The 21,809-nt window shown below is 69.1% G+C and carries 12 protein-coding genes and 1 pseudogene; all 13 read right to left on the bottom strand.

Features of this window, described 5'->3' with window-relative positions:
• Window positions 1-5 precede the first annotated feature (5 nt).
• The 13 genes and pseudogenes from QF046_RS09240 to QF046_RS09300 all read right to left on the bottom strand — a co-directional run bounded on the left by QF046_RS09240 (window position 6) and on the right by QF046_RS09300 (window position 21,675).
• Window positions 6-746: a hypothetical protein gene (locus QF046_RS09240; protein WP_307368905.1), complete on the bottom strand. Its 741-nt coding sequence runs from the start codon at window positions 744-746 to the stop codon at window positions 6-8.
• Window positions 747-838: 92 nt separating this feature from the next.
• The gene (locus tag QF046_RS09245) at window positions 839-2,116 is read right to left on the bottom strand and encodes a S8 family serine peptidase (RefSeq protein ID WP_307368908.1); all 1,278 of its coding nucleotides are present in this window, start codon (window positions 2,114-2,116) and stop codon (window positions 839-841) included.
• Entirely contained in the window at window positions 2,113-3,429 is a 1,317-nt protein-coding gene (gene eccB, locus QF046_RS09250; RefSeq protein WP_307368912.1) for a type VII secretion protein EccB, read from the bottom strand. Before eccB ends, QF046_RS09245 begins: the two co-directional genes overlap by 4 nt.
• A gap of 3 nt (window positions 3,430-3,432) precedes the next feature.
• Entirely contained in the window at window positions 3,433-4,785 is a 1,353-nt protein-coding gene (eccD, locus tag QF046_RS09255) for a type VII secretion integral membrane protein EccD (protein ID WP_307368916.1), read from the bottom strand.
• Between the two features lie 82 nt (window positions 4,786-4,867).
• Window positions 4,868-5,575, bottom strand: coding sequence for a hypothetical protein (locus QF046_RS09260; protein ID WP_373425682.1), 708 nt, complete (start codon window positions 5,573-5,575; stop codon window positions 4,868-4,870).
• A complete protein-coding gene (locus QF046_RS09265) occupies window positions 5,575-7,230 on the bottom strand; it encodes a serine/threonine-protein kinase (RefSeq protein ID WP_307368919.1) in 1,656 nt (551 codons plus the stop codon). Before QF046_RS09265 ends, QF046_RS09260 begins: the two co-directional genes overlap by 1 nt.
• The gene (locus QF046_RS09270) at window positions 7,227-8,669 is read right to left on the bottom strand and encodes an FHA domain-containing protein (RefSeq protein WP_307368922.1); all 1,443 of its coding nucleotides are present in this window, start codon (window positions 8,667-8,669) and stop codon (window positions 7,227-7,229) included. The genes QF046_RS09265 and QF046_RS09270 overlap by 4 nt, the downstream gene beginning before the upstream one ends.
• Window positions 8,666-9,484: a PP2C family serine/threonine-protein phosphatase gene (locus QF046_RS09275; RefSeq protein WP_307368924.1), complete on the bottom strand. Its 819-nt coding sequence runs from the start codon at window positions 9,482-9,484 to the stop codon at window positions 8,666-8,668. Before QF046_RS09275 ends, QF046_RS09270 begins: the two co-directional genes overlap by 4 nt.
• Complete coding sequence (locus tag QF046_RS09280; protein WP_307368928.1) at window positions 9,481-10,905, bottom strand: RDD family protein; 1,425 nt, start codon at window positions 10,903-10,905, stop codon at window positions 9,481-9,483. The genes QF046_RS09275 and QF046_RS09280 overlap by 4 nt, the downstream gene beginning before the upstream one ends.
• Entirely contained in the window at window positions 10,902-13,295 is a 2,394-nt protein-coding gene (locus tag QF046_RS09285) for a transglutaminaseTgpA domain-containing protein (RefSeq protein WP_307368931.1), read from the bottom strand. The genes QF046_RS09280 and QF046_RS09285 overlap by 4 nt, the downstream gene beginning before the upstream one ends.
• On the bottom strand, window positions 13,292-14,551 hold the full coding sequence (locus QF046_RS09290) for a DUF58 domain-containing protein (RefSeq protein WP_307372793.1): 1,260 nt from the start codon (window positions 14,549-14,551) through the stop codon (window positions 13,292-13,294). Before QF046_RS09290 ends, QF046_RS09285 begins: the two co-directional genes overlap by 4 nt.
• Window positions 14,551-15,523, bottom strand: a pseudogene (locus QF046_RS09295) (AAA family ATPase). The gene QF046_RS09290 and the pseudogene QF046_RS09295 overlap by 1 nt, the downstream one beginning before the upstream one ends.
• A 59-nt stretch (window positions 15,524-15,582) precedes the next feature.
• The gene (locus tag QF046_RS09300; RefSeq protein WP_307368939.1) at window positions 15,583-21,675 is read right to left on the bottom strand and encodes an Ig-like domain-containing protein; all 6,093 of its coding nucleotides are present in this window, start codon (window positions 21,673-21,675) and stop codon (window positions 15,583-15,585) included.
• Window positions 21,676-21,809 lie beyond the last annotated feature (134 nt).

Below are 21,809 nucleotides of genomic sequence, written 5' to 3' on the forward strand. Positions count from 1 at the left end.
TTATCTCAGCGGATGCTGCCCATGCGGCGCAGCATCTCGCGAGGATCCTTGGTCATCTCCATCAACCGCTGCACGGCCGGGAAGTCTTCGTAGCTGCTCTGCCGGTCACGGGCGGACATCGCCATGACGTTGTTCATCGCGCGGACGATCTCGCGCTCGATCACGCCGTCGTTCGTGTTGCGCACCCAGCGCTCGTCGAGCGTCACCCCGGTGATCGTCGCGCCGCGACGCGACACGACGACGGTCTTGGCCGAGTTCACCGCATCCCGCGCCTGACTGCCCTTCTGATTCACCTTGGCGAGGTAGTCCTCGCGCTGGTCCTGTGCCTGGTGGATCGCGTCGAGGATGCTGCTGCGCCCTTCCTCCGCCGAAGTCGTCGTCGGATCGCCCAGAGCGACCGGCGCGGGTGCGGGCGTCGCGATGCGGGCGTCGTCTTCAGGCTGCTCATCGACCGCGGTCATCATCTGGTCGAGTCGCTTGCCGAGCGCCGTCTGGTAGCACAGGCTCACCGACGCGCCGAGGCTCTCCTCGCCGATCGTGTCGCGCCAGTCCTCATCGAGGACGAGCGCCTCCACCGCACCGTTCTTCGCAAGGGTCAGCTTCACTGCCTTCTTGTCGTCCTCAACGGTCACGGGCGTCATCTGCTCCGCCGCGGTCGCAACCGTCCTGAGCTCACGCTGCAGCTCCGCCGCGCTCTCGCGCAACTCCGTCATCAGACGATTGGCGTCTGCCATCTCAAGGCTCACGATGGTCTCCTCTTCTGTGGACCGTTGTGGCAATCCTACGAAGAGAGACGCGTGCGCCATAGGGGGAGGACTCCCCATGCGCTCGCCGCGGGTCAGACGCGCGTGCGGCGCGAGCGTCCTCGGGCGAGGAGGAGCACGATCGCCGAGATGGTCGCAGCCGCACCGAACGACCATCCGATGATCGCGCGGGCCGGATCCAGCGGATCCGCGACCGGCTCGAGGGATATCGTGCGATCGGCATCCGGCGTCGGCGTGGGGGCCGGATGCGCTGCGGATGGCGGGCCGGGAAGCATCCCGTCGTCGACCAGCGCGAGTGCCTCGGCCGGGCGGACCTCACCCCAGCCCACGGTGTCGCTGCGCTGAGCGGGCGAGACGCGCATCGCCGACTGCGTCAGGCGGAACGCCCACTGATCCGGCGACTCCTTCGGGAAGCGGGATGCGACCAGCGCGGCGGCACCGGAGACGACCGCCGTGGCGTAGCTGGACGATGCCGAGTCGCCGTTGAAGATGCAGTCACCGCCGGAGATGTAGGCCGAGGGCACGGCCTGGCCGGGCGCGGCGATGTCGACGTGCCCGCCCGCGAACGAGGAGTCGCTGTCCCAGTTCCCGTCGCGCAGCACTCCCGCCACCGCCAGGGCGCCGGGGAGCTCACCGGGATAGAAGTGCTGCGGGTCGGGTCGGTCGGAGTTCGCCGTCTTGCGGTTGCCGGCGCTGGCGATGACCAGCGAGCCCCGGGAGTGCGCATAGGCGACCGCACTGCGGTACTTCTCGGCCGACTGATCATCCGACAGGGAGACGTTGATGACCTGCGCGCCGTGCTCCGCCGCCCATCGGATGCCCGCCGAGACGGAATCCGCCGATGGCGGTGTCAGATCGCGGGAGGACTGGCCGTCCTCCGGTGCGGACTCGAATGCCCGGACGGGCATGATCTTCGCCTCGGGTGCGATGCCGACGACTCCGGAGCCCTTGACCTGCCGGGCGGCGATCAGGCCGGCGATGGCTGTGCCGTGTCCGAAGAGGTCGTCCTCCGGCGGGGCCGAACCGTTGCCGAAGGTCGTGCGCCCAGGCACCATCGCACCGGAGAGGTGCACATTGCCCGCTTCGACGCCGGAGTCCACGACGGCGACGGTCACGCCGGCGCCGCGGCTGAGCGCCCAGGCACTCTGGAGACCCAATCGCTCGACGAGGTAACTGACACCAGGGGCAAGGATCCGCTTGCCCGGCGTGCACTGCTCCGAGGTGGCGTCGACCGACGTGGATGCTGCGGATGCCGTGCTCGCGGCGTTCGGCACAGCGACCCCTGCAGTGACGAGCACCGCGAGCAGCCCGGCTGCGGCGACTGCACCGCGCAGCCCCCGGGGGCGCATCATTTCGCCTGCCCCGGCGCCGTCCTCTGCGCGGTCGCCTGGCTGAGCGTCGGGCCCTGCTCCAACAGCTGCGTCCAGGCGACCGGAACCGTCACGGACTGGGCGGTCGTGTACCCGAGCAGCTGCAGGTCGGTGGCGGACTCGACCGGGAAGAACACACCGGCCTCGGACACGAAACCGTAGGTGGAGCCCTGGCCGCTGCCCTGGGCGGTGACGGCGGCTCCTGCTCCGGGCTTGACGCTCGTCCCCGGCGCGAGCTCGGTCGGAGCCGATGCGACCGACACGACGGGTCCGTCCGCTGTCGGCTGCATCTGCAGGCAGGACGAGGACGGGTTCTCCGAGGCTGCCGGCACCTTCGTCGGCCAGTCCTCGGGCACGGCCTTGGAGTTCACGTTGCGCAGATCAGTCGCCTCGGCGACGGTCATGACCGCGGGATCCACGCGGACGTACGCGGTCAGCAGCGTGCGTGCGAACGGGGTCGCGGGCACGAGGTCTCCGTGACCGTCGACGATGTACTCGGCCACGATCGCGCCGTCGGTCTGAGTCTGGACGGCCTGCCCGACGAGCAGACCTGCCGTGCCGGCATCCGTTCCGAGCTCGCTGCCGAGGTCCACGCCCAGCGGGCTGCCCGGCACGAGCAGATTGAGCCAGAGCGCCGACACCGTGGGCACCGACTGCACGTCGTCGATCCCGAGGAACACGCTCGCGACGACGGCGACGTTGTCTTCGGCGACCGCGTAGCGGTGCGCGCCCTGGATGAACCAGTACTCGCCGTCGTCGTCCTTCACGAGGCTCGCCTGGTTCTTCGGCCCGGACGGATCATCGAGCAGGCGCGTGGAGATCTCCAGCGGCCGGTCGGCCGCGACGCAGCCGAGCCATCGACCGGTGTACTGCCGATCGGGGGCGGGCAGGTAGTCGGGGGCGCCGTCGATTCCCACCGGGTTCGGGTCGCGGTCGATCCCGTCCAGCTTGCTCGCGGGCACCGAGGTGATCTTCGCGCTGCCGACGAGCAGCCGGGCGCTCGCAAGGTTCTTGACGGGGTACAGCGTGTCGCTCAGGGCGACGTAGCGGGAGCCCTCACCCTGCACCACGATGATCGACCCGTCACCCCAGCCCTTGGGCAGGCTGCCGGTGAACGTGCCGATCAGCAGCGAGACGATGACGGTGAGGATCGCCAGCGCGACGCTGACCACGACACCGCGCAGGGGCTTTCCCGGGGGCAGTTCGCGCCCGCCCGGGGCACCGCTGGTGAACGCGGTGCGCAGGCGACGACGGTTGAACGCCTGCGCCTGAAGAAGTTCGGACTTGGATGCCATGGGCTAGAACCAGCCCCCGGCGATGATGGCCAGAGGCAGCAGGAGGGCGATCGTGGCCCATTCCGCGAAGTCTGCGAACCGCGTGAGCCCCAGCCGCACCCGGGGGCTGAGCAGCACGATCACGATGACGCAGATCGCGGTGGCCGTCAGGCCGATCACCAGTCCGCCGATCCACTCCGGGTGCGTCAGTATCGCGGTCACGACGCCGATCACGACGCCGAGGAGGACCCCCGAGGCCACCGCGATGATGTCGAAGCTGGAGTACACCTGCCTGGTTCCGAGGAACATCCCGATATACGTCACGGCGCACAGCACCAGTCCCCAGATGCCGGACGCCGCCACGGGCGCCGTGGCCACGAGCACGATCAGGCACACCGCGATGCGCAGCGAGACCTGATACCGGTGCGCACGGACGTAGAGCTTCGCGACCTCTTCGGGCGAGATGCGCGTCGGCGCGTCGTAGACCTCGGAGTCGTCGCGTGCGGAGGTCACTCGCAGCGGCACGGATGCGAGCGCGATCCAGGGCGCGCCGAGCCCGGCGATGCCGGCGACTGCCATCGCCGCCGCGAGCGTGGCAGCCGGAGGCGCATCGAGCCAGGCGATCACGGCGCCGATCGCGAGCAGGACGCCGCCGACCACGACGGGGATGAGTCCGTACTCGCGCAGGCGTTTCAGAGCGAGCATGGTGACGGCGCCGAAGACCAGCATGGCGCCGCCGCCGATGACCAGGGGCGTTCCCCACCCGGTGTCGGACGCCATGACCGTGTACCCGGCCACACCTGCGTACACCGAGGAGACCAGGGCCAGCGCCATCGACGCCTGCTGCGGGGCGCCCGTGCGTCCCATGACCAGGGCGCAGATCAGCAGCACCACTGCGGCCGCACCCGCACCGGCCGCCGTGATGATCGTGCCGGTGTCCAGCCACGACCAGACCGCCGGGGCGAGGCCCAGCATCAGCAGGACGGATGCCACGACCGTTGCCGTCGTGACGGTGTTCTGCGCGGACCATGCGGGAGCGTTCTCCTCGACGACGTCCGCCACTGCTTCGACCAGGTCGTCGTACCGCTTGGAGGCGGCGACCGTGGCACCCTGCTCGAGCACCAGGAAGTCGCCGTCGTGCACGGCCTGCGCTGCCAGCGTGCGATCGCCGTCCAGCGTCGTCCCGTCAGCGCGCACCAGCCGGAAGCCGGAGGAGGCGGAGACGCTGTCGAGGAGGCGAAGTCGTCGTGTCAGCGAGGGGAGCAGTTCGGCGACGGGAACACCGCCGGGAACGGACACGTCGATGCGCTGGGACTCGCCCTGCACCGAGATGCGCATGAGCTGCGTCGGCGCGACAGCTGTCGTCTGAGGCGACATGAATCCCTGCTTTCATTGAACACGCGCGCTTCACATTATCGCGTGGCCGACATCCTCTGCATCCGCCGCGCGCCCTGCGGCGTCATTCCTCGGCGGTGGCTCCGCGTGCGGCGACGTCCAGCAGTTCGAGGTCTTCCCTGGTGACCAGACGGCTCGACACGGCGTGCTCGACCAGGCGGGCGCGCCGATTGGTGGCGAGCTTGCCCTGGCCTCCGCGCATGCCCTGCACGCCGATGCGGTCGAACTTGTCGCAGACGTTGTCGAGCTTGCGGTTGAACCGTGTGCTGGTCCAGCCGAGCCGTTCAGCCGCCTGAGCCGAGCTCGGGATCTCGCTCGTCCCCGTGCCCTCGCGCCGCAGCACCGGCTCGGCCAGTGACAGGATCAGCAGCTTCTGGCTCTCGGTCAGCGGCACGTGCCCGATCGTCGACTCCCCCGCATCCGCGCTGTCGCGCGGTGCGATGCGGAACGCCGGACCCTTCGCGTGGATGGTGAATTCGTAGGTGGTCGGCCCGGCCGTGAACACGATCGTGGTCTGCTCGAACACGATCGGCAACCGGGCTCCCGGCGCCAGCCACGCGTTGACCCCGCCGGACGAGTCGGTCACGGTCGCCGTGAGCCTCGCCCCCACGTTCGAGAGCCACCACAGTCCGTCGGAGTGGGAGATCTCGAGGAAGTGCCGATGCAGGAAGAGGTTGTCGTCGAGTTCCAGGTCTCCCTGGCGTCCGACATAGAACGGCTCGTCCTCTTCGAGGGAGAAGTACTCCCCCGCGTATTCGACTGTCAGCTCCATCAGCCCACGCACCCCCTGACCGGTTGCGGTGACGACCGGCCGTCGTCCCGCTTCAGAACCACCTCGATGCAGGTGCGCTCGGAGCGCGCCCCCTCCAGCGTGACGGTGTCCTCTGCTGTGTTCTTCGGCTCACCCGGCCCGTCCAGCGTCACCTCGTACCAGACGAAGGAGTCGCCCTTCTCGGGGTCGGGATTGGTCCAGCTGAAGCTCACGATGCCGGCGGCGCTGCTGCCCTTGAGATCTTCGACGGGCGGCACGATGCCGGCGATCGGATCCTGAGGCTCGGGGGTGTCGGATGTCGTGGACTCCGGTTCCGGCACCAGCGCGTCGGTGATGGCACCGGAGAACACGATGCCGAGCACGAGCACGGTCACGCCCAGCGCAGCGATGACCCAGCCCCACCACGGCATGCCGGAGCGCTTCGGCGCGGGCGGCGCGTCGGGCGCATCCGACGATACCGGCGCCTGACGGCTCGACTGTCCGGATCCCACCTCGGGTGCGACGACCACGGGCCGACGCAGCAACGTGGCCTCGTCGTCGTCCGAAGACCCGGCGGGGGCTGCCGGAGGCGCGGGCATCGACGGCGTACGCCGTTGCGTCTCGTCCAGAGCCGACGGCGCGGGCGCACTCTCGAAGCGGGGCACGTTCGCCGTCGCGTCCGGTTGCTTGCGCAGGGTGGTGGCCGACGGCCGGGTCGCGGACTGCGTGTCGGGGTTGATGGACCGGACCTCGCGGACGCGCGTCAGGCCGTCGTCGTCGTCATCGTCGCCCTCGTGCTGGGGATGCTCGTCGACGATGTCGATCGGCGTCACCGAGTGCGCGAGCTCGATCTGCACCTTCTGCAGGGCACGGGCGAATGCCACCGCGCTCGGATAGCGGTCATCGGGTCGCTTCGACATCGCGCGAGCGAGAGTCGCCTGCAGACTGTCGGGCACATCGGCGCGCCCGAGGGACGGCACCGCCATGCGCTCGATGCGCTCGATCAGGTCGGCACTGGTGTTGCGCTCGCCCTTGCGCTCGAACGGGGATCGGCCGGAGAGCAGTGTGAAGACGGTCGCGCCCAGCGCGTAGACATCGGTGCGCACGCCCGTGGTGGGAGTGTCGGCGAAGGACTCCGGCGGCGACCACGGGATGGACATCCCCGCGGCCTCACCATCGGTTGCGGAGCCGGCAGTCGACGCGATGCCGAAGTCGGTCAGGGCCGGACGGTTGTATGCCGTCACGAGAATGTTCGCGGGCTTGATGTCGCGGTGCAGCACTCCGGCGCGATGCGCGGTCTCCACCGCGCCGCTGACCTGCACGCCGACCCGCAGCGCCTCGGCCACCGAGAACGGCTCCTTGCGCGTGCGGATCTGCAGGTTGGGCTTCGGGCAGTACTCCATCACCAGGTACGGACGACCGTCGGCCGCCACGCCCGCCTGATAGATGGTGACGATGGCGGGGTGCGTGGACAGCAGCGCCATCACGTTCGCCTCGTTGGTGAACTCCTCCGCAGCACCCGCGGTCAGGCGGTCCGCCAAGAGCACCTTGACGGCGACCTCGCGCTTGGGGAGCTGCTGCTCGTAGAGGAAGACGTCGGCGAAACCGCCGGTGCCCAGGGGGCGCAGATAGCTGAATCCCGGGAGCTCGGGCGGCGGCGAGGGGGCGCGCGTCATCCGAATTCCTCGATCGCGACCGTCACGCCGTCACCCACGTCGATGACGTCGCCGCCCAGCACGAGCGTCGGCTCGCCCGGATGCAGGCGCACCGGGTCCGCCCCGGGGCGCAGGAGCGTGGAGCCGTTGGTCGTGTGCAGGTCGATCACGACCACGGAATCGCCCTCCGGCCGCACCTCCAGATGGTTGCGGGAGATGTCCGACTCGGGACTGTCCACTGCGATCAGGTGCGGCATGGTGGTGCCGCTGGCGCGGGTCGAGCGGGGCTTGCGTCCGATGATCACCGTGCGGTCCAACTCGACCACCTGACCGGTCGAGAGTCGAATCCGGGCGGAAGTCGATCCCGACGCGACATCGGGCAGCGTCGGCATGACCTCGGTCGGCGCGTCCGGTGCGGACGTCGCAGCTCGCAGGCGTCGGGCCTCGGCGAGAGAGATGGTCGCCCCGTCGTGGTCGCCGATGTCCGGACCGGATGCCGCCGGCGGCGCAGGCGGCGTCGCAGCGGACGCGAACGAGGGCGGAGAGGGCGGCACGATCGTCGCGGAGAGGTCCGGCTGGGCGAGAGGATCGTTCCACGAATCCTGGGGCTCACCGGCTCGGGCACGCGCGACTTCATCGGGCGCGATCGTGTCGGTCAAGACCTCTTCGGACGCGATCGTGTCGGTCGGAACCTCTCCGGGCACGATCGTGTCGGTCGGAACCTCGTCATCGAAGTCGGCTTCGGTCGGCATCGCGGAATCGGGGGACTCGGACGATTCCTCGTCCGACTCCTCGGCCGACTCCTCGAACGCCGGGTCCGGCTCGACGTCCGGCTCCGTCTCGGCCTCGGGCTCGGGCTCCGTCTCGGGCTCGGTCTCAGGTGCCGGCTCTTCATCGGGTGCCGGCTCGGTCTCAGGTGCGTCGTCCGATTCGAGCTCGGCATCCGCCACCACAGGAACCGCGACGATGTCGGCGGCCTCCTGATCCGGCTCCTCGACGACGTCGACCACCGGCTCTTCGACCACCGGCTCTTCGAACGCCTCGCCGACGCGCACGCCGGAGGCGAGCACCACACCGGATCGGATCGGGTACGCGACGGACTCGTCCGATGCGCCGAAACCGATCTCGAACCGTGCCGGCTCCGCGATGAAGCGCTCGCTCCACGTGGTGATGTCCTCACCGGAGAAGCTGACGTCCCATCCGGTGGTCACCGTCACGGCCCCGCGCACGGCGAAGCGCGTGCCGGTCGGACCGATCAGCGCAACGGCGAAGGAGCCCAGCCCGGTGATCGCGCCACCGGAGAGCACGTCGATCACCTCGGTCAACTCGGGCACGCCGTCACTCAGCATCGCGGAGAGGGCGACGACCTTGTCGGCGCCGGCATCGGCGGGAAGCGCGGCGACACCGGATTCCTCGACGACGACCTGCCACTCACCGGGTCGGTAGACAACGTCACTCATCGCATTCCTCCATCCACTGCGGCACGCGGACGCGTGTCGGCAAGGTCATCGGCTTCATCTGCCCGCACATGAACGCCGCGGACGGATGCCACCGTCACCGCGTCGACGATCACCACGGTCACGTTGTCGCGCCCTCCGGCGCGCACGGCATCCGCCGTCAGGATGTCGGCCGCCCGCTGCGGGTCCGGCTCGGTCCTGAGCACCTCGGCGATGCGTTCGTCGGACAGTTCGGTGGTCAGGCCGTCCGAGCACACCAGCATCCGATCACCGCACTCGGCGGGGAACAGCCAGTAGTCGGCATCGCCGACGCTGCCCGCCCCGATCGCACGCGTGATGATGTTGCGGCGGGGATCGGATCTGCCCTGCTCGGGCGTGATCTCACCCTCCTCGATCAGCTCCTGGATGTAGGAGTGATCCACGGTGATCTGCTCGAGCTCGCCGTCCGAGAACTGGTACGTGCGCGAGTCGCCGATGTTCAGCACGAGCCAGTAGCCCAGGCCGTCGACGGCCGCGACCGCGACCCCGCTGAGGGTCGTGCCCGCACCGGCCGCACCGTACTGCCCCAGGGCGCCGACGGCCTCCCTGGCCGCCGCCAGCGCATCCCGGACCTCTTCGATCGACAGCGCCTCGCGTCCGACCAGTCGAGAGAAGTGCTCGATGACGGTCGCGCTGGCGACCTCACCCGCGTCGTGCCCGCCCATTCCGTCCGCGACGATGAACAGCGGGGCGGTCGCGAGATAGGCGTCCTCGTTCAGCTTGCGCCGGGCGCCGACATCTGTGGAGCCGGCGCTGGCCGTGATGATGGGGGCGCTCACACGTACCCCCCGATGGTCACGATGCGGTCGCCGATCTCGAGCGCGTCACCCAGCCGAACCGGCACGCGCTGCCCGGGCGGGCACGCGATCCGGACGCCTTCGCGCACGATGGTGGTGCCGTTGGTCGACTGGCGGTCCAGCACCCAGCCGCCCTGGGCGTTGGCCCCGGCCTCGAAGTGCGTCTTCGACAGCGAGCGGGTCTCGTCGCGGACGGCGACGTTGGTCACCGAACCGGGCTCCTCGGGGTTGCGACCGAAGATCGTGCGGCCGGAGACGGTCGCGCGCTGGCCGTCATCCCACGTGAACACGAGGCGATGACCGGGAACGCTGATGCGTGTGGACTCGATGTCCTCGACCTCATCGTCCTCGGGGAGCGCCTCAGCGGGCCGCACGATGGCCGCCGTCTGCGGCGGGACGATCGAATCGGGGGCGGTCGTGGGAGCGGTCACCGGTGCGGGGAACGCCTGAGGAGCGGGCTCGACGGGTGCCGACGGAGCGGGAGCGGCATACACCGGCTGCACGGGCTCCGACTGAACGGGCTCGGGCTGAACGGGCTCAGGCTGCACGGGTCGGCGCAGCGGCTCCTGCGTCACTCCGGGCACGAAGGAGATGAGCGGGTCATCCGGCAGATCGCGATGGATGCGGGGCGAGAGCACGGTGTGCTCGGCGAACTCCTCCTCGGCATCCTGCGGCTGCACAGCGGCGGGCTGGGATGCGGCAGCGGGGAAGGGCGGAGCCGCGGGCGCGGCGACGGGCTGCGGCGGGACGGAACCCGTCGACGGCGGAGGGAACGCGCCCGGCGCCTGCCCGAACCCGGGCATCGAGGTCTGCGGCGCCTGAGGCGCCCCGAACCCGGGCATCGACGTCGGAGCCGGCCCCGCGGCATCCGCCCGACGGTCTCCCGGGACGAGCGGCGGCTGGGTGGAGTCCAGGAACTGCGGTGCGGATCCGCGCTCGAGAGCGCGCTGATCCAGCATCACGGAACCGGCGACCTTGTCGTGCCAGCCCTGGAACCGACCCGATCCGTCGAACAGCACGGTGAAGTAGCCGACGACGATGGAACCCGCCAGGCCCCAGATGACGTTGCGCAGCAGGGTGCGGCCGAAGCCGAGCGCAGACCCGTCCGAGACGCCGGCGAGCCGGAGGCCCTGAGAGCGCATGCCGATGGATCCGCTGCCGGACTGCATCACGGTGTAGACGATGAACCAGGCCAGGGTGAGCGCGCCGATCAGCGGGAAGGCGACCATCATGATCCCGAGCATCCCGGCTGCGGGGTCCGGACCGCGCAGCGCCGAGGTGACCGCGACGACGGTGATGATGGTGCCGACGACCGGGATGACGGCGGCGATCAGGGCGTCGATGATGTACGCGACCGCGCGCCTTCGGATCGGTGCAGGATCGCCGAAGGGAAGCATCGTCATGGGGTCTCGCTCTCGGATCGCGTCTTCTTCTTGTCGATGGTGCCAGGTTCGCGGCGCACGCGCGCGGTCGCGGCATCCCTGAGCTCCTGCATCCGTGCGGCCATCCGCCCCTTGCCGGTGAGCGAACGCAGGCTCAGACGCGCCTTCATCCGCTTCCAGAAGCCGGCCTCGCGGCCCATCCCGCCGACGGCGTCGTCCACCTCTGCCCAGAACGCGTCGACCTCTGCCTGAGTCGGCTCCCCGGGCCCGAAGACCTCGCCGTCTGCGCGATCGGCCAGCGCCGTCGCGGTCGGCAGTGCGAGCGCCGTCGAGACGGTCGCCGCCTCCTCGAAGCGGGTGGCACCGGGCGTGAGCCGGGCGCCGTAGTCGATCGCACGGTCGGTCAGCTCGTCCCAGCCCCCGCTGATGCGGTCGGGCGCCGTCTCGGCGTTGCGGCGCTTGCGGCGCTTCGCCGCCTTCCACGCGCCGATCACGATGAACGGCGAGCTGAGGATCAGCAGAACCAGCAGCGAGACGCCGCCGACGGCGAGGATGAGACCGATGATCCCGAGGATGTTCGGGGCGTCGTCCTCGGCTTCGCGGTCATCGGGAACCGTCGGGGGCAGGTCGACCGGCTCCTGCGGCGGAGGCGGCGGCTGCAGCACCTGCGGCTTCGGGTCGACCCGCGGCTTGGTGTTCTGATCCTGCGGCACCTGATCCTCGGGCGGCGTCGGATCGAACGGCAGCCAGCCGTAGCCGGAGAAGTTCACCTCGACCCAGGCGTGCACGTCATCGCCGGTGGCCTTGAACACGCCGCCGGCCTCATCCTTCTTCGGGTAGTAGCCCATCGCCACGCGGGCCGGGATGCCGATCGCACGCGCCATCAGCGCCATGGTCACCGCGTACTGCTCGTCATCGCCGACCATCTGGTCGCCACCGATGAGGGTCGCGATGCGCTCCGCCGTGTGACCGGCGCGCGACAGGTGCGCCTGCGAGCCCAGGCCGTGGCTGAAGAATCCGGACTTGGAGAGGTAGGTCTCCAGTGCCCGCACCTGCGCGATCGGGGTCTTGGCGTCGGTGACGGTCTCCGCGGCGAGCGTGCTGAGCTCCTCGGGCACATCGTGCAGCTCCGGCAGCTTCATCTTGACGATCGGTGTATCGCCGAGCTGCTCGTCGGTGGGCACCTTCGGGAACACACCCTCTATGACGTAGGTGTCGCCCTTCTTCAGCCCGGCAGTGACCACCGTCGTGCCGGTGGCGCTGTTGTGGAAGCCGCTGCGACGCAGGGCGTCGGCGCGATCCCCCTCGAACGTGATCTGCTGCACGTCCTCCGGGCCGGGAACCCAGACTCCGCTGTAGTCGCCGATGACGAATTGCACCGTGGCCGCGTCCCCCTCGACATCCGCCGCCATGTTGGAGCGCAGCGGGGTGAAGGCGCTGGAGGTCCCTGGACCGCCGTCGGTCACGTTGTAGACCACGCCATCCCAGTCGTCCATCGCGGCGAGCCGCAGCCGGGCGCCCTTCGGCAGCCCGGTGGCGGTGAAGAGGTTCTTGTCGACCTGGTCGCGCACATTCTTGCGGAACGCCTGCAGCGGGCTGACGTAGTCGCGGATGTTGAACGGCGGGATGATCGTGTCGCGGAACACGTGACGCGGCTCCGACGGCGAGGCGATCGCCCCCAACCCGGCGCCGGCGACACCGGCCACCACGAGCACGGCGACGCCGCCGAGCATCCGGCGGTTGCGCATGTGCGCGGCGCGCGTCGGATCGGCTTCGGAGACGTCGACCGCGGTGTTCTGCGGAGCCCACCAGGTGCGCAGCGACATCCACACCACCGTGACGGCTGCGAAGATCACGCCCTGCACGAGGGGGAAGGCCGGGTCGGGCACGCCGAGCGCGATGATCAGCAGCAGAGCGGATGCCGTGGGGATCAGCGCCCACCACACGTGGCGCAGGCGCAGTGCAAGAGATGCGGCGGTGACCGCGGTGATCAGGCCGAGGATGAACGGCACCACGAGGTGACCGTCGGATGCCGAGACCGGAGCGACGGTGGTCAGCAGCTGCTTCCATGACGTGATCGCCCCGAGCGCGAGCCCGCTCAGGGTGTCCAGCGTGGGCAGGAAGCCTGCGATCGTCGTCGCGGGCAGGGCGAGCGCCCCGCCGAACAGGAAGTAGACGGCGACCGTGAGCCCCGCGATCACCAGGATCCCCCAGCGGCGCCACGCGCATACCGCCGCGACCGCGAGGCCGAGCAGCACGCCGCCCAGCGCGGCTCCCAGGAAGGAGGGGCCGGCGAAGCTCGGCCAGAAGCCGAGCAGCGCGATGACGGCGAGCACGGCTGTCGCGGAGAGGTCGAGGATCCAACGACGCCGCGGAAGCGCGGCGGCCGTCGAGGTCGGCGCGGAGGTCATGCGAGCACCTTCTGAAGAGCGAGCGGGAGCTGGTCGAGTGCGCCGATCGTGACCACGTCGGCGTCGCCGATCCTGCGCAGCGCGGGCTGGTCGATCCCGGAGTCCACGACCACGGCCATGGTGCGGGCGCCGAACGGCATCCGGGAGCAGGCCAGGCGCAGGTCCTCGGTGGAGACGGCGGAGCCGCACACCAGCGCCACGACGCTCGCGGAGGGCATGGTCGCGGCGAGCACGCCGGCGAGCTCCGGGACGCCGCCCTCGCGGGGCTTGGAGTGCTCGACCATGGCGAGCGAGTCGAGCAGGCGCTTGCCCGTGCCGGATGGCAGTTCGCGGCCCTGCACGCGCACATCCACCTTCTGCGAGTCGAGCAGCGCCCGCAGACCGATGGACCCGGCGACCGAGATGGCGAGCTCGAAGTCCTCGTCGGTGCGGTAGTCGCGAGGCGAACGGGACAGACCGATCACGAAGTGCGAACGGCGGGTCTCCTCGAACTGGCGGACCATCATGGTGCCGGTGCGTGCGGTCGAGCGCCAGTGCACATGGCGCAGGTCGTCGCCGGGCTGGTACTCGAGGAGCGCATGGAAGGACACGTCGTCGCGGGACAGATCAGCGGCGGGCAGGCCCTCCAGGTCGCGCAGGAAGCCCAGCGACTGGCCGCCGAACAGGGTGGTCTTCGGGTGCACGTAGAGGTCGACCGGGTCGTCGCGGCGATGCGCGCGCTCGAACAGACCCAGCGGATCGCCGCGCACCACGCTGACGGGACCGACCTTCACCACGCCGCGGCGCTGGGTCGGGATCGTGAACAGCTCCTCGGCCTCCTGGCCCGGTGCGAGCCGTTGGATGGAGAACTCTCCTCGTCCGCCGCCGACAGGCAGCACCACACGGGAGGGCAGGATGGCGCGCGTGCTGCTGTTGTGCAGCGTGAGTGCTCCGACGGCGCGCTCACCGACGACGACGCGGTTGCGCGCCAGGTCGAGCGAGACCTCGTACTCGGTGCGGCCGATGAGGAACAGGGCGCACACGACGGCGATCATCGCGAGCACGAGGCCCGTGACCACGAGTTCCTGCCAGCCGAGCAGCTGTCCGGTGATGAACGCCGCGAGCGCGAGCGCCATCACCGTCCAGCCGAGGGGACGGATGACGGCCGCGATGCGCCGCAGACGCTCGAGCACGCGAGAGCCGATGACCGCGACGACGTCGCGCCATCCTGCCTCGCGGTCGGCCGTCCTGGGCGCCGCGATCGCATCCGCCGTCATCACGCGGCGGTCCGGGCCTGAGGTGCGGCGACCGTCTCGAGAACGCGGGCGATGACGGAGTCGGGCGTGGAGCCTGCGAACTCCGCCTCGGCGTCGAGCATGAGACGGTGCTGCCAGACGGGGCGGGCGAGCGTCTTGATGTCGTCGGGCAGCACGTAGTGGCGCCCGTGCGCGGCAGCCCACACCTTGGCGATGCGGATCATCGCGATCGCACCGCGCACCGAGACGCCGAGCTTGATCGAGCTGTCCTTGCGCGTCGCCTCGGCCAATTCTGCGGTGTAGCGCAGGACAGCCTGCTCGACGTGCACGGTCGCGGCGAGGTCGGCCATGTCGGCGACCGCGCCGGTGGTGATCACCGCGGACAGACCCGACGCGGGGTTGCGCTGCGCGGCGCCGGCAAGAATGCTCTCGGTGACGGCGAGGTCGGGGTACCCGATCGACGTCTTGATCAGGAAGCGGTCGAGCTGCGCCTCGGGGAGCTTGTAGGTTCCTGCCTGCTCGACGGGGTTCTGGGTGGCGACCACGAGGAACGGACGACCCGCCTCGTGGGTGACGCCGTCGACCGTGACCCGCGATTCCTCCATGACCTCGAGAAGCGCGGACTGCGTCTTCGGCGAGGCTCGGTTGATCTCGTCCGCGAGCACGATGGATGCGAAGATCGGCCCCTTGTGGAACTCGAACTTGTGCGCCTGCTGGTCGTAGATCGTCACACCGGTGACGTCGGAGGGCAGCAGGTCAGGGGTGAACTGGATGCGCGAGCTGGAGCCCTGCACGGTGGCGGCGACGGCCTTCGCGAGCTGGGTCTTGCCGGTGCCCGGGTGCGTCCTCGAGCAGCACGTGCCCCTCGGCGAGCATGGCGGAGAGCACCAGGCTCACCACTTCGGGCTTGCCCTGCAGCGCCTTGTCGATGTTCTCCACGAGCCGCTGGAAGGTGCTGTGGAACCAGGCTGCCTGTTCCGTGGTCATTGTCATGTTCGGTTCTCTTCTTGTTGAGTGATGAGGTCTGAGGGCTCGAAGCTTCTGTCCATCGGTCAGTAGAACGTGCCGTAGGCGTTGCCCGGGTTCCCGCTCTTGATGACGAGCTGCTTGTCATTGGAGTACCCCGACCAGCACTGGACCTGAGCGCTGCCCCCGGACGGAATGTGGAATTTGTATCCGGCGTTGTTTCCGACGTACGAGCCGCCCGCCCGGCACTCGACGTAGTAGTCGCCCCCGTTGAAGTACTGGTTGGTCGTCACCTTGTAGTAGTGACATGAACCGCCGCCGACAGCAGTGCATCCGGACACCGTCGAACCCTCCGACAGCCACGCCTTGGGAGTCGTGTCCGGCTTGGGCCCTGAGGTCGCACGGTACGTACCCGATTCCGCCGAGCCGCCTTCCGTCGCCGTCGCGCGCACCTTGATGGTGTGCTCGGTGCTGTACGTGCTGCCGACGGTCCGCTCACCACTCGTGGCGACCTGCTGCCAGCCGCCGCCGTCCACGCTGATGTACGTGGTGACCGGGCGGCCGTTGTCTGATCCACCGGCGTTCCAGGTGAGCCTTACGGACTTGTCGCCCGACCTGGAGGCGGACCCGGTGGGCGCGAACGGCGCGCCGTACGGGATCACCGCGTTCGAGGGTGCCGATGCGGGACCTGGTTGCGACTGCTGTCCGTCGATGACGGAGTAGGCCCTCATCCGAACCGTGTACGTGTCGCCGTTGGTCGCAGCGATCGCCGCACCGTTCCAGTTGACCCATGTCCCGCCGTTAAGCGAGTACTGGTAGTGGATCTCGCTCTCGTTGGCGCCGTTGCGCGCGGAGCTGGGAACCGACCCGCTGATGGTGATCTTGCGGTCGCCTTCCTTCGCTGTCACGTTCGTCGGCGCTCCCGGAGACCCGAACGCACGCTGCGGGGCGGACTGAGGACTGAGGTCACCTGTGCCGGCCTTGTTGGTGGCGCGCACGGCGTAGGTGTAGTCCGCCGAGTTCGTCGGCACCGACACCGTCTTCGATGTCGCCGTGCCCACGGCGAGTGTCTGGAAGACACTGCCACCGCGGTAGATGACCAGGTCGTAGTTCTTGACCGCGTCGCCGTTCGGATCCGCGTTGCCCCAGCTGACCGTCATCTGCGCCTCGCTGCCGACCGACGGCGCGCTGTTCACGGCCGGCGCCGCGACCGTTCCAGGCTTGCCTGCGGGGATCTCCGCGAGAGACAGCATGCTGTAATCCGACGGGTCCGGAGCCTTGTTGTGCGCCTGCACCCGCACCTGGTAGCTGGTGCCGTTCTCCAGCCCATCCCAGGTGAGACTGTTGCCGGTCACACCGGTCTTCTCCGACGAGCCGCTCAACGGCGCCGGCGAGATCTGAAGCGTGTACGACTCCACCGGGGAGCCGTTGGACTGCGGCGTCTCCCACGTCACCAGCAGCGACTTGTCACCGAAGGCCAGCTTCGGCGGCAGAGGTCGCTCGGGCCGCACATCCGGGCGCGCAGGCTCGGACGCCGGCGACGGCTCACCGTCGCCGACACGGTTGTGCGCGACCACCTGGAACGTGTATTCGACGTTGTTGGTCAACCCGTCCAGCGTGCACGTCGTCGTCTCACAGACCTTCGTGTACGGACGACCGCCCACCGAGGTCACGGTGTAGTGGTCGATCTCGGCGCCGTTGTTCGACGGAGCCGACCAGGCCAGCACCACCGTGCGATCCTCGACCGTGGTAACCCGCGGAACACCTGGCGCATCCGGCACGCCTTGCACGATCACCGTGATGCGGCCATCGACCTCACGGTCCGGGTCCTTCGTCGCATCCTGGATCCGGTACCGCACCACCATCACCCCGACGAACGACTTGTCAGGGGTGACCTCGACCTGATCGCCGGCCACGCCGGCCAGACCGCTTCCGCTCTCCACCAGAGCGGAGACGATCTTCAGCGGTGTGCCCTCGTCCTCGAACGGGTTGATGTCATTGATCAGCACGGGAACCGTGATCTTCTTGCCCTGATCGGCCTGATCGATCTTGTCCGGACCGGCGACCGCCAGTTCGCGCGTGGAGGCGGTGACCGTTACGGCCACCGTCCCCTCGACGGGCTCGGTGGTGCCGTCGGTGATGGTCAGTCCGACCATCGTGGCCGTGCCCTTCGGCGTGGTCGTGGAAGCATCGACGAGCAGTCGACTGCCATCCAGCCGCGCGTTGACCCCCTCGCCCGGCTGCCCGGAGATGCGGTACTCGATGTTGTCCGCGTCATCCTCGTCGGGGTCGGTCGTCAGGGCCGCGAGATCGAGGGAGGTGGCCTCCTCACCGGGTGCGACGTCGACCTGTCCGTTCACGAACACAGGGGGCTGGTTCTCGGGCGGCAGCACGAGGATCGGGATCGAGAGCGTGCTCTTGCGACCCTTCGGATCCTCGACGGTCTTCCCGTCTGTCACCTCGAAGTTCAGAGCGTCCTTGCCGAAGTACCCCTTCTGAGAGGTGTAGATCAGGGTGGTCTCGTCCTTGATCAGCGTGTCGCCGTTGCCGTGCGCGGAACTGACCTTCGACGCCTCGGTCAGACGAACAGTCCCGCCACCGGCAACCGTCACGTAGTCCGACAGCGGCAGCTCCTTCGTCTCGCCGCTCTTCACCTCGACGGGCTTCGTGGACAGCAGCGCCGGACGCAGCTCGCTGATCGCCGGCACGAAGATGAACGCCGACGCCACCAGGTCGTCCTGATCCGTCACCGTGTACTTGATCAGTTGACGGTCCTCCGTCACGGTGACGCGAGCCTTGTCGTCGCCGACGAGCTTCGCGCCGTCTCCGACCGCGATCGTCAGCCCGTCCGCCGTCCCATCCGGATCCTCGTCGTTGGCGAGGATGTCGAGATCGGTGGTGAGCGTGTCCTTCAGGTCCTCGACCCGCACCCAGTCGTCTCGGGCGATCGGACTCATCAGCGGCACATCGTCATCGACCGTGACGAGGATGGCGGCCTGCGCCTCGGCGCCCTTCGCATCGCGGATCGTGTACCGCAGCGACGCCTCCTGCTCACCGGCGGGCACGGTGACGATCACCCGGTCACCGCTGATCCTGGCTTCGACCCCGCCGGCCTTCGGGAGGGTCAGTCCGTCCTTGACGAGACGGATCTCATCGCCTTCCGGGTCGGAGTCGTTGGCCAGCACCGGCACGGCGACCGAGCGGTTCGGCCGCACCACGACGGTGTCCTTCACTGCGAACGGCGCCTGATTCGTGGCATCCGCGGGAGCGATGCCGATCCGGAGCGTGGCGGTCCCCTCGGCTCCCAGGCGGTCGCGCACGCGGTAGACCAGTGTGTCCACGCCGGTCGAGCCCTCGAAGGCCTCGTACTCCAGGTAGTTGCTGCCGGTCTCGGTGATCTGCCCCTTGATCGGCGCGATGTCCTGACCGAGCAGCTCGACGGAGTCGCCGTCGACGTCGATGCCGTCCAGCGGGACCGGGATGCGCACGGTGGTGCCGGACAGGGCACGGGCGGTGAGGTCGCGCGGCCGAGGCGGCGCGTTGACCTCTTCGTCCAGCGGCAGCACCTGCACGGTGATGTGGCCGCCGGCCTTCTGCCCCATCGAGTCCACGGCCTCGTAGGTCAGATACACCGTTCCGGGCTCGTTGTTCGCCTGGAAGCGCACCTTGTCCTGCGAGACGAACGCCTCACCGTCCTTCGGATCCGCCAGCGGTTCGATCAGGTCGGGTGCGACATGCATGACGTCGCCGTTGGGGTGCACGTCGTTGTCGAGCACCGGGATCGTCACGACATCGCCGACCCGGACCACGGCCTCATCATCGTGGGTCACGGGCGGTGAGATCTTCGACGGAGCCGGGATCGGCACCACGGTCACATCGGCGTCCGCGGACTTCGAGCCGTTCGAGATGCGATAGCTGATCTTCACCGGCTCGGTCAGGCCGCCCTGGTCGCTGATGCGCAGCGTCTCATGGTTCAGCACGGACACCGCGATGCCGCTGCGCGGGGGCAGCGTCACCGACTGGATGACGAGAACACCGCCCGAGGGGTCGGAGTCGTTGGCCAGCACCCCGACCAGCGCCTCGCTGCCCTGCGGCAGCAGCGCCACGTCGCGCACGGCGACCGGCGGGAGCTCGGACTCCTGCTTGTCCAGCACATCCACGCGCACGATGCCCTTGGCATCCGCCTGCCCGGCGGAGACCAGATACTGCACGTAGAAGACGCCCGCCTTCTGAGACTGGAACGCGAACTGCTTCTTCGGATAATCCGGCTGGATGCCCACGCCGTCGAGCGGGTCGACTCGGGTGAGCCTCAGCTCGTCCAGCCCGGAACTCGTGTCGTTCGCCAGCGGCGACACGGTCGCGGTCTCGCCGACGCGCGTGACGATGTGATCGGCGTTGGTGACAGGAACGGTCGTGCCCGGCGGCTTGACGTCGAGCAGGATCTTGCCGGTGGCGGTCTCGCCCAGGGAATCCGAGACGATGACGACGATCTCCTTGCGCCCCTGCAGGCTGCCCAGAGCCCGGTACGTCATCTGACCGTCGGTGGTGTAGTCCACTTCGTCGCCAGCTGCCGCGACGACCTCCTTCAGGTAGACGTCGTCGCCCTGCGGGTCGATCCAGTCCGGCAGCAGGTTGTAGGAGAGCGTTCCCCCGGATTCGACCGACAGCTTCGTGGGTCGTTTCGGCTTGGGAGCGCTGTTCGTGTCCCAGTCGAAGACGGTCGCGGTGACGGTCGCACTGTCCGTCCCCGCAGCTCGACCGTCATCCACCTGATACGTGAACGATGCGCTGCCGGTCGCGTCCTCGGGCACCATGATCTGCAGAGCACCGCCGTTGAGGATCGGCTGAACCTCACCGATCGACGGCTGCGCACCCAACAGCGACGCCACCAGTACGTCGCCGTCCGAGTCGTTGTCGTTGTCCAGTACCGGAAGCAGCGTCGTGCCGCCCGGACGCACGCCCAGCCGGTCGTCCTCGGCCACCGGAGGAGTGTTCTCCTCCTTGCGCTCGGGAAGCGAGGACTCCACCGTCTCCTCGGTCGACTCGTCCTCATCCTCGGACTCGCCCTTCGGCGGAGTGAGGATCGACCAGTCGTCGACGCGCTGCAGGCTCTCATCGGCCAGCCACGCCTCGCCGCCGATGATGTCGTTCAGCACGATCACATCGCGGTTCACGCGGAAGACCAGAGACGAGCTCTTCTCCCCGCCGGGGATCTTCTCCGCGACGTCATCGCGTTCGCCGGCGCAGTCCCGCAGGAATCGTCCGGATCCGCCCCAGGCGGCGTAGGAGCAGCCCTGGAGGAACACGGGTGCTGCCGGAGTTCCCGTCCCCCCGGCCCGGGTGGTGACGATGTCGCCGCCGCCGAGCGGGACGGCGAGCAGTGCGGAGCTGTTCGCGAGGATGACGGAATCGGAGGCCGTCGACGCCTGCTGCAGGACGGCATCCTCGCCGCCGTCGATCTTCGCGTTCACACCTCCGGGAGCCACGACGCGGCCGCTCCTCGAATCCAGGACCACCGGCACATCGCCGACTGCCGTGATCGTGGGCGTCGACTTCTTGTCGATCCCCTCGACGGATGCCGTCGTCGGGTCCTCGGGCTCGCCCTGCGCGTCCACGGGGACCGTGACGATGTCGCCGTCCTTCGCCGAGACCGCGTACACCGTCCCGTCGCGTCCGACCGTCACATCGGCGTTCTTGCCGAGCTCCGCGATGGGCTCGGTGGCCTTGATGTCGAAGCCGGCGACCTCATCCACTCCGATGACCCACAGATCGCCGGAAGCTCGATCCAGCACAGCCGCGGCGCGGTTGCCGAGCGCCACTTTGGCGTCGCCGGGAATCGTGGTGCTGTCGGTGAGGGAGACGCGCGCGGGGTCGATGGCCGTGAGCGTGGAGCTGCCCTGATCGACGACCAGTACCTTGTCGCCATCCTGGAGGATGTCGTAGTTCTCGCTCGCGGTGCGCAGTCCGCCATCCAGCACGGTGGACTCGTGGTTGAAATGCCCGACCAGAAGGCTGGAGGACTTGGTCAGCCAGACGCCGGCGTCGTTGAGCTCGACCTTCGCAGTGGGCAGCCCGTCATAGGCGAGTGCCATGCCGGTCAGAACGACACTGCCTGCCAGCACTCCGGCGGTGGCGGCAAGGGTCTTCGGACGCGCCCGAAACCACGACAGGACCTTCATTCAGCAATCTCCCCCCGGACGCCGACCGTGCGCGCCCGTGTTATTGTAACCGGCTGATCGCGTGACGAAAGAGGCGCGGGGATGGGCAGAAGTACCCGTGGCGTGGCCGGCGACCGCTGCGTCCGTCTCATCCG

This window comes from Microbacterium sp. W4I4 (genome assembly GCF_030816235.1).
In the GTDB taxonomy this organism is placed as follows: domain Bacteria; phylum Actinomycetota; class Actinomycetes; order Actinomycetales; family Microbacteriaceae; genus Microbacterium.

What these genes read in the sequence shown, in the direction of transcription:
- QF046_RS09260 (WP_373425682.1), bottom strand. Translation starts at nt 5,575, where the DNA reads ATGGAGCTGACAGTCGAATACGCGGGGGAGTACTTCTCCCTCGAAGAG.
- eccD (WP_307368916.1), bottom strand. Translation starts at nt 4,785, where the DNA reads ATGTCGCCTCAGACGACAGCTGTCGCGCCGACGCAGCTCATGCGCATC.
- QF046_RS09285 (WP_307368931.1), bottom strand. Translation starts at nt 13,295, where the DNA reads ATGACCTCCGCGCCGACCTCGACGGCCGCCGCGCTTCCGCGGCGTCGT.
- eccB (WP_307368912.1), bottom strand. Translation starts at nt 3,429, where the DNA reads ATGGCATCCAAGTCCGAACTTCTTCAGGCGCAGGCGTTCAACCGTCGT.
- QF046_RS09290 (WP_307372793.1), bottom strand. Translation starts at nt 14,551, where the DNA reads ATGACGGCGGATGCGATCGCGGCGCCCAGGACGGCCGACCGCGAGGCA.
- QF046_RS09300 (WP_307368939.1), bottom strand. Translation starts at nt 21,675, where the DNA reads ATGAAGGTCCTGTCGTGGTTTCGGGCGCGTCCGAAGACCCTTGCCGCC.
- QF046_RS09245 (WP_307368908.1), bottom strand. Translation starts at nt 2,116, where the DNA reads ATGATGCGCCCCCGGGGGCTGCGCGGTGCAGTCGCCGCAGCCGGGCTG.
- QF046_RS09270 (WP_307368922.1), bottom strand. Translation starts at nt 8,669, where the DNA reads ATGAGTGACGTTGTCTACCGACCCGGTGAGTGGCAGGTCGTCGTCGAG.
- QF046_RS09280 (WP_307368928.1), bottom strand. Translation starts at nt 10,905, where the DNA reads ATGACGATGCTTCCCTTCGGCGATCCTGCACCGATCCGAAGGCGCGCG.
- QF046_RS09265 (WP_307368919.1), bottom strand. Translation starts at nt 7,230, where the DNA reads ATGACGCGCGCCCCCTCGCCGCCGCCCGAGCTCCCGGGATTCAGCTAT.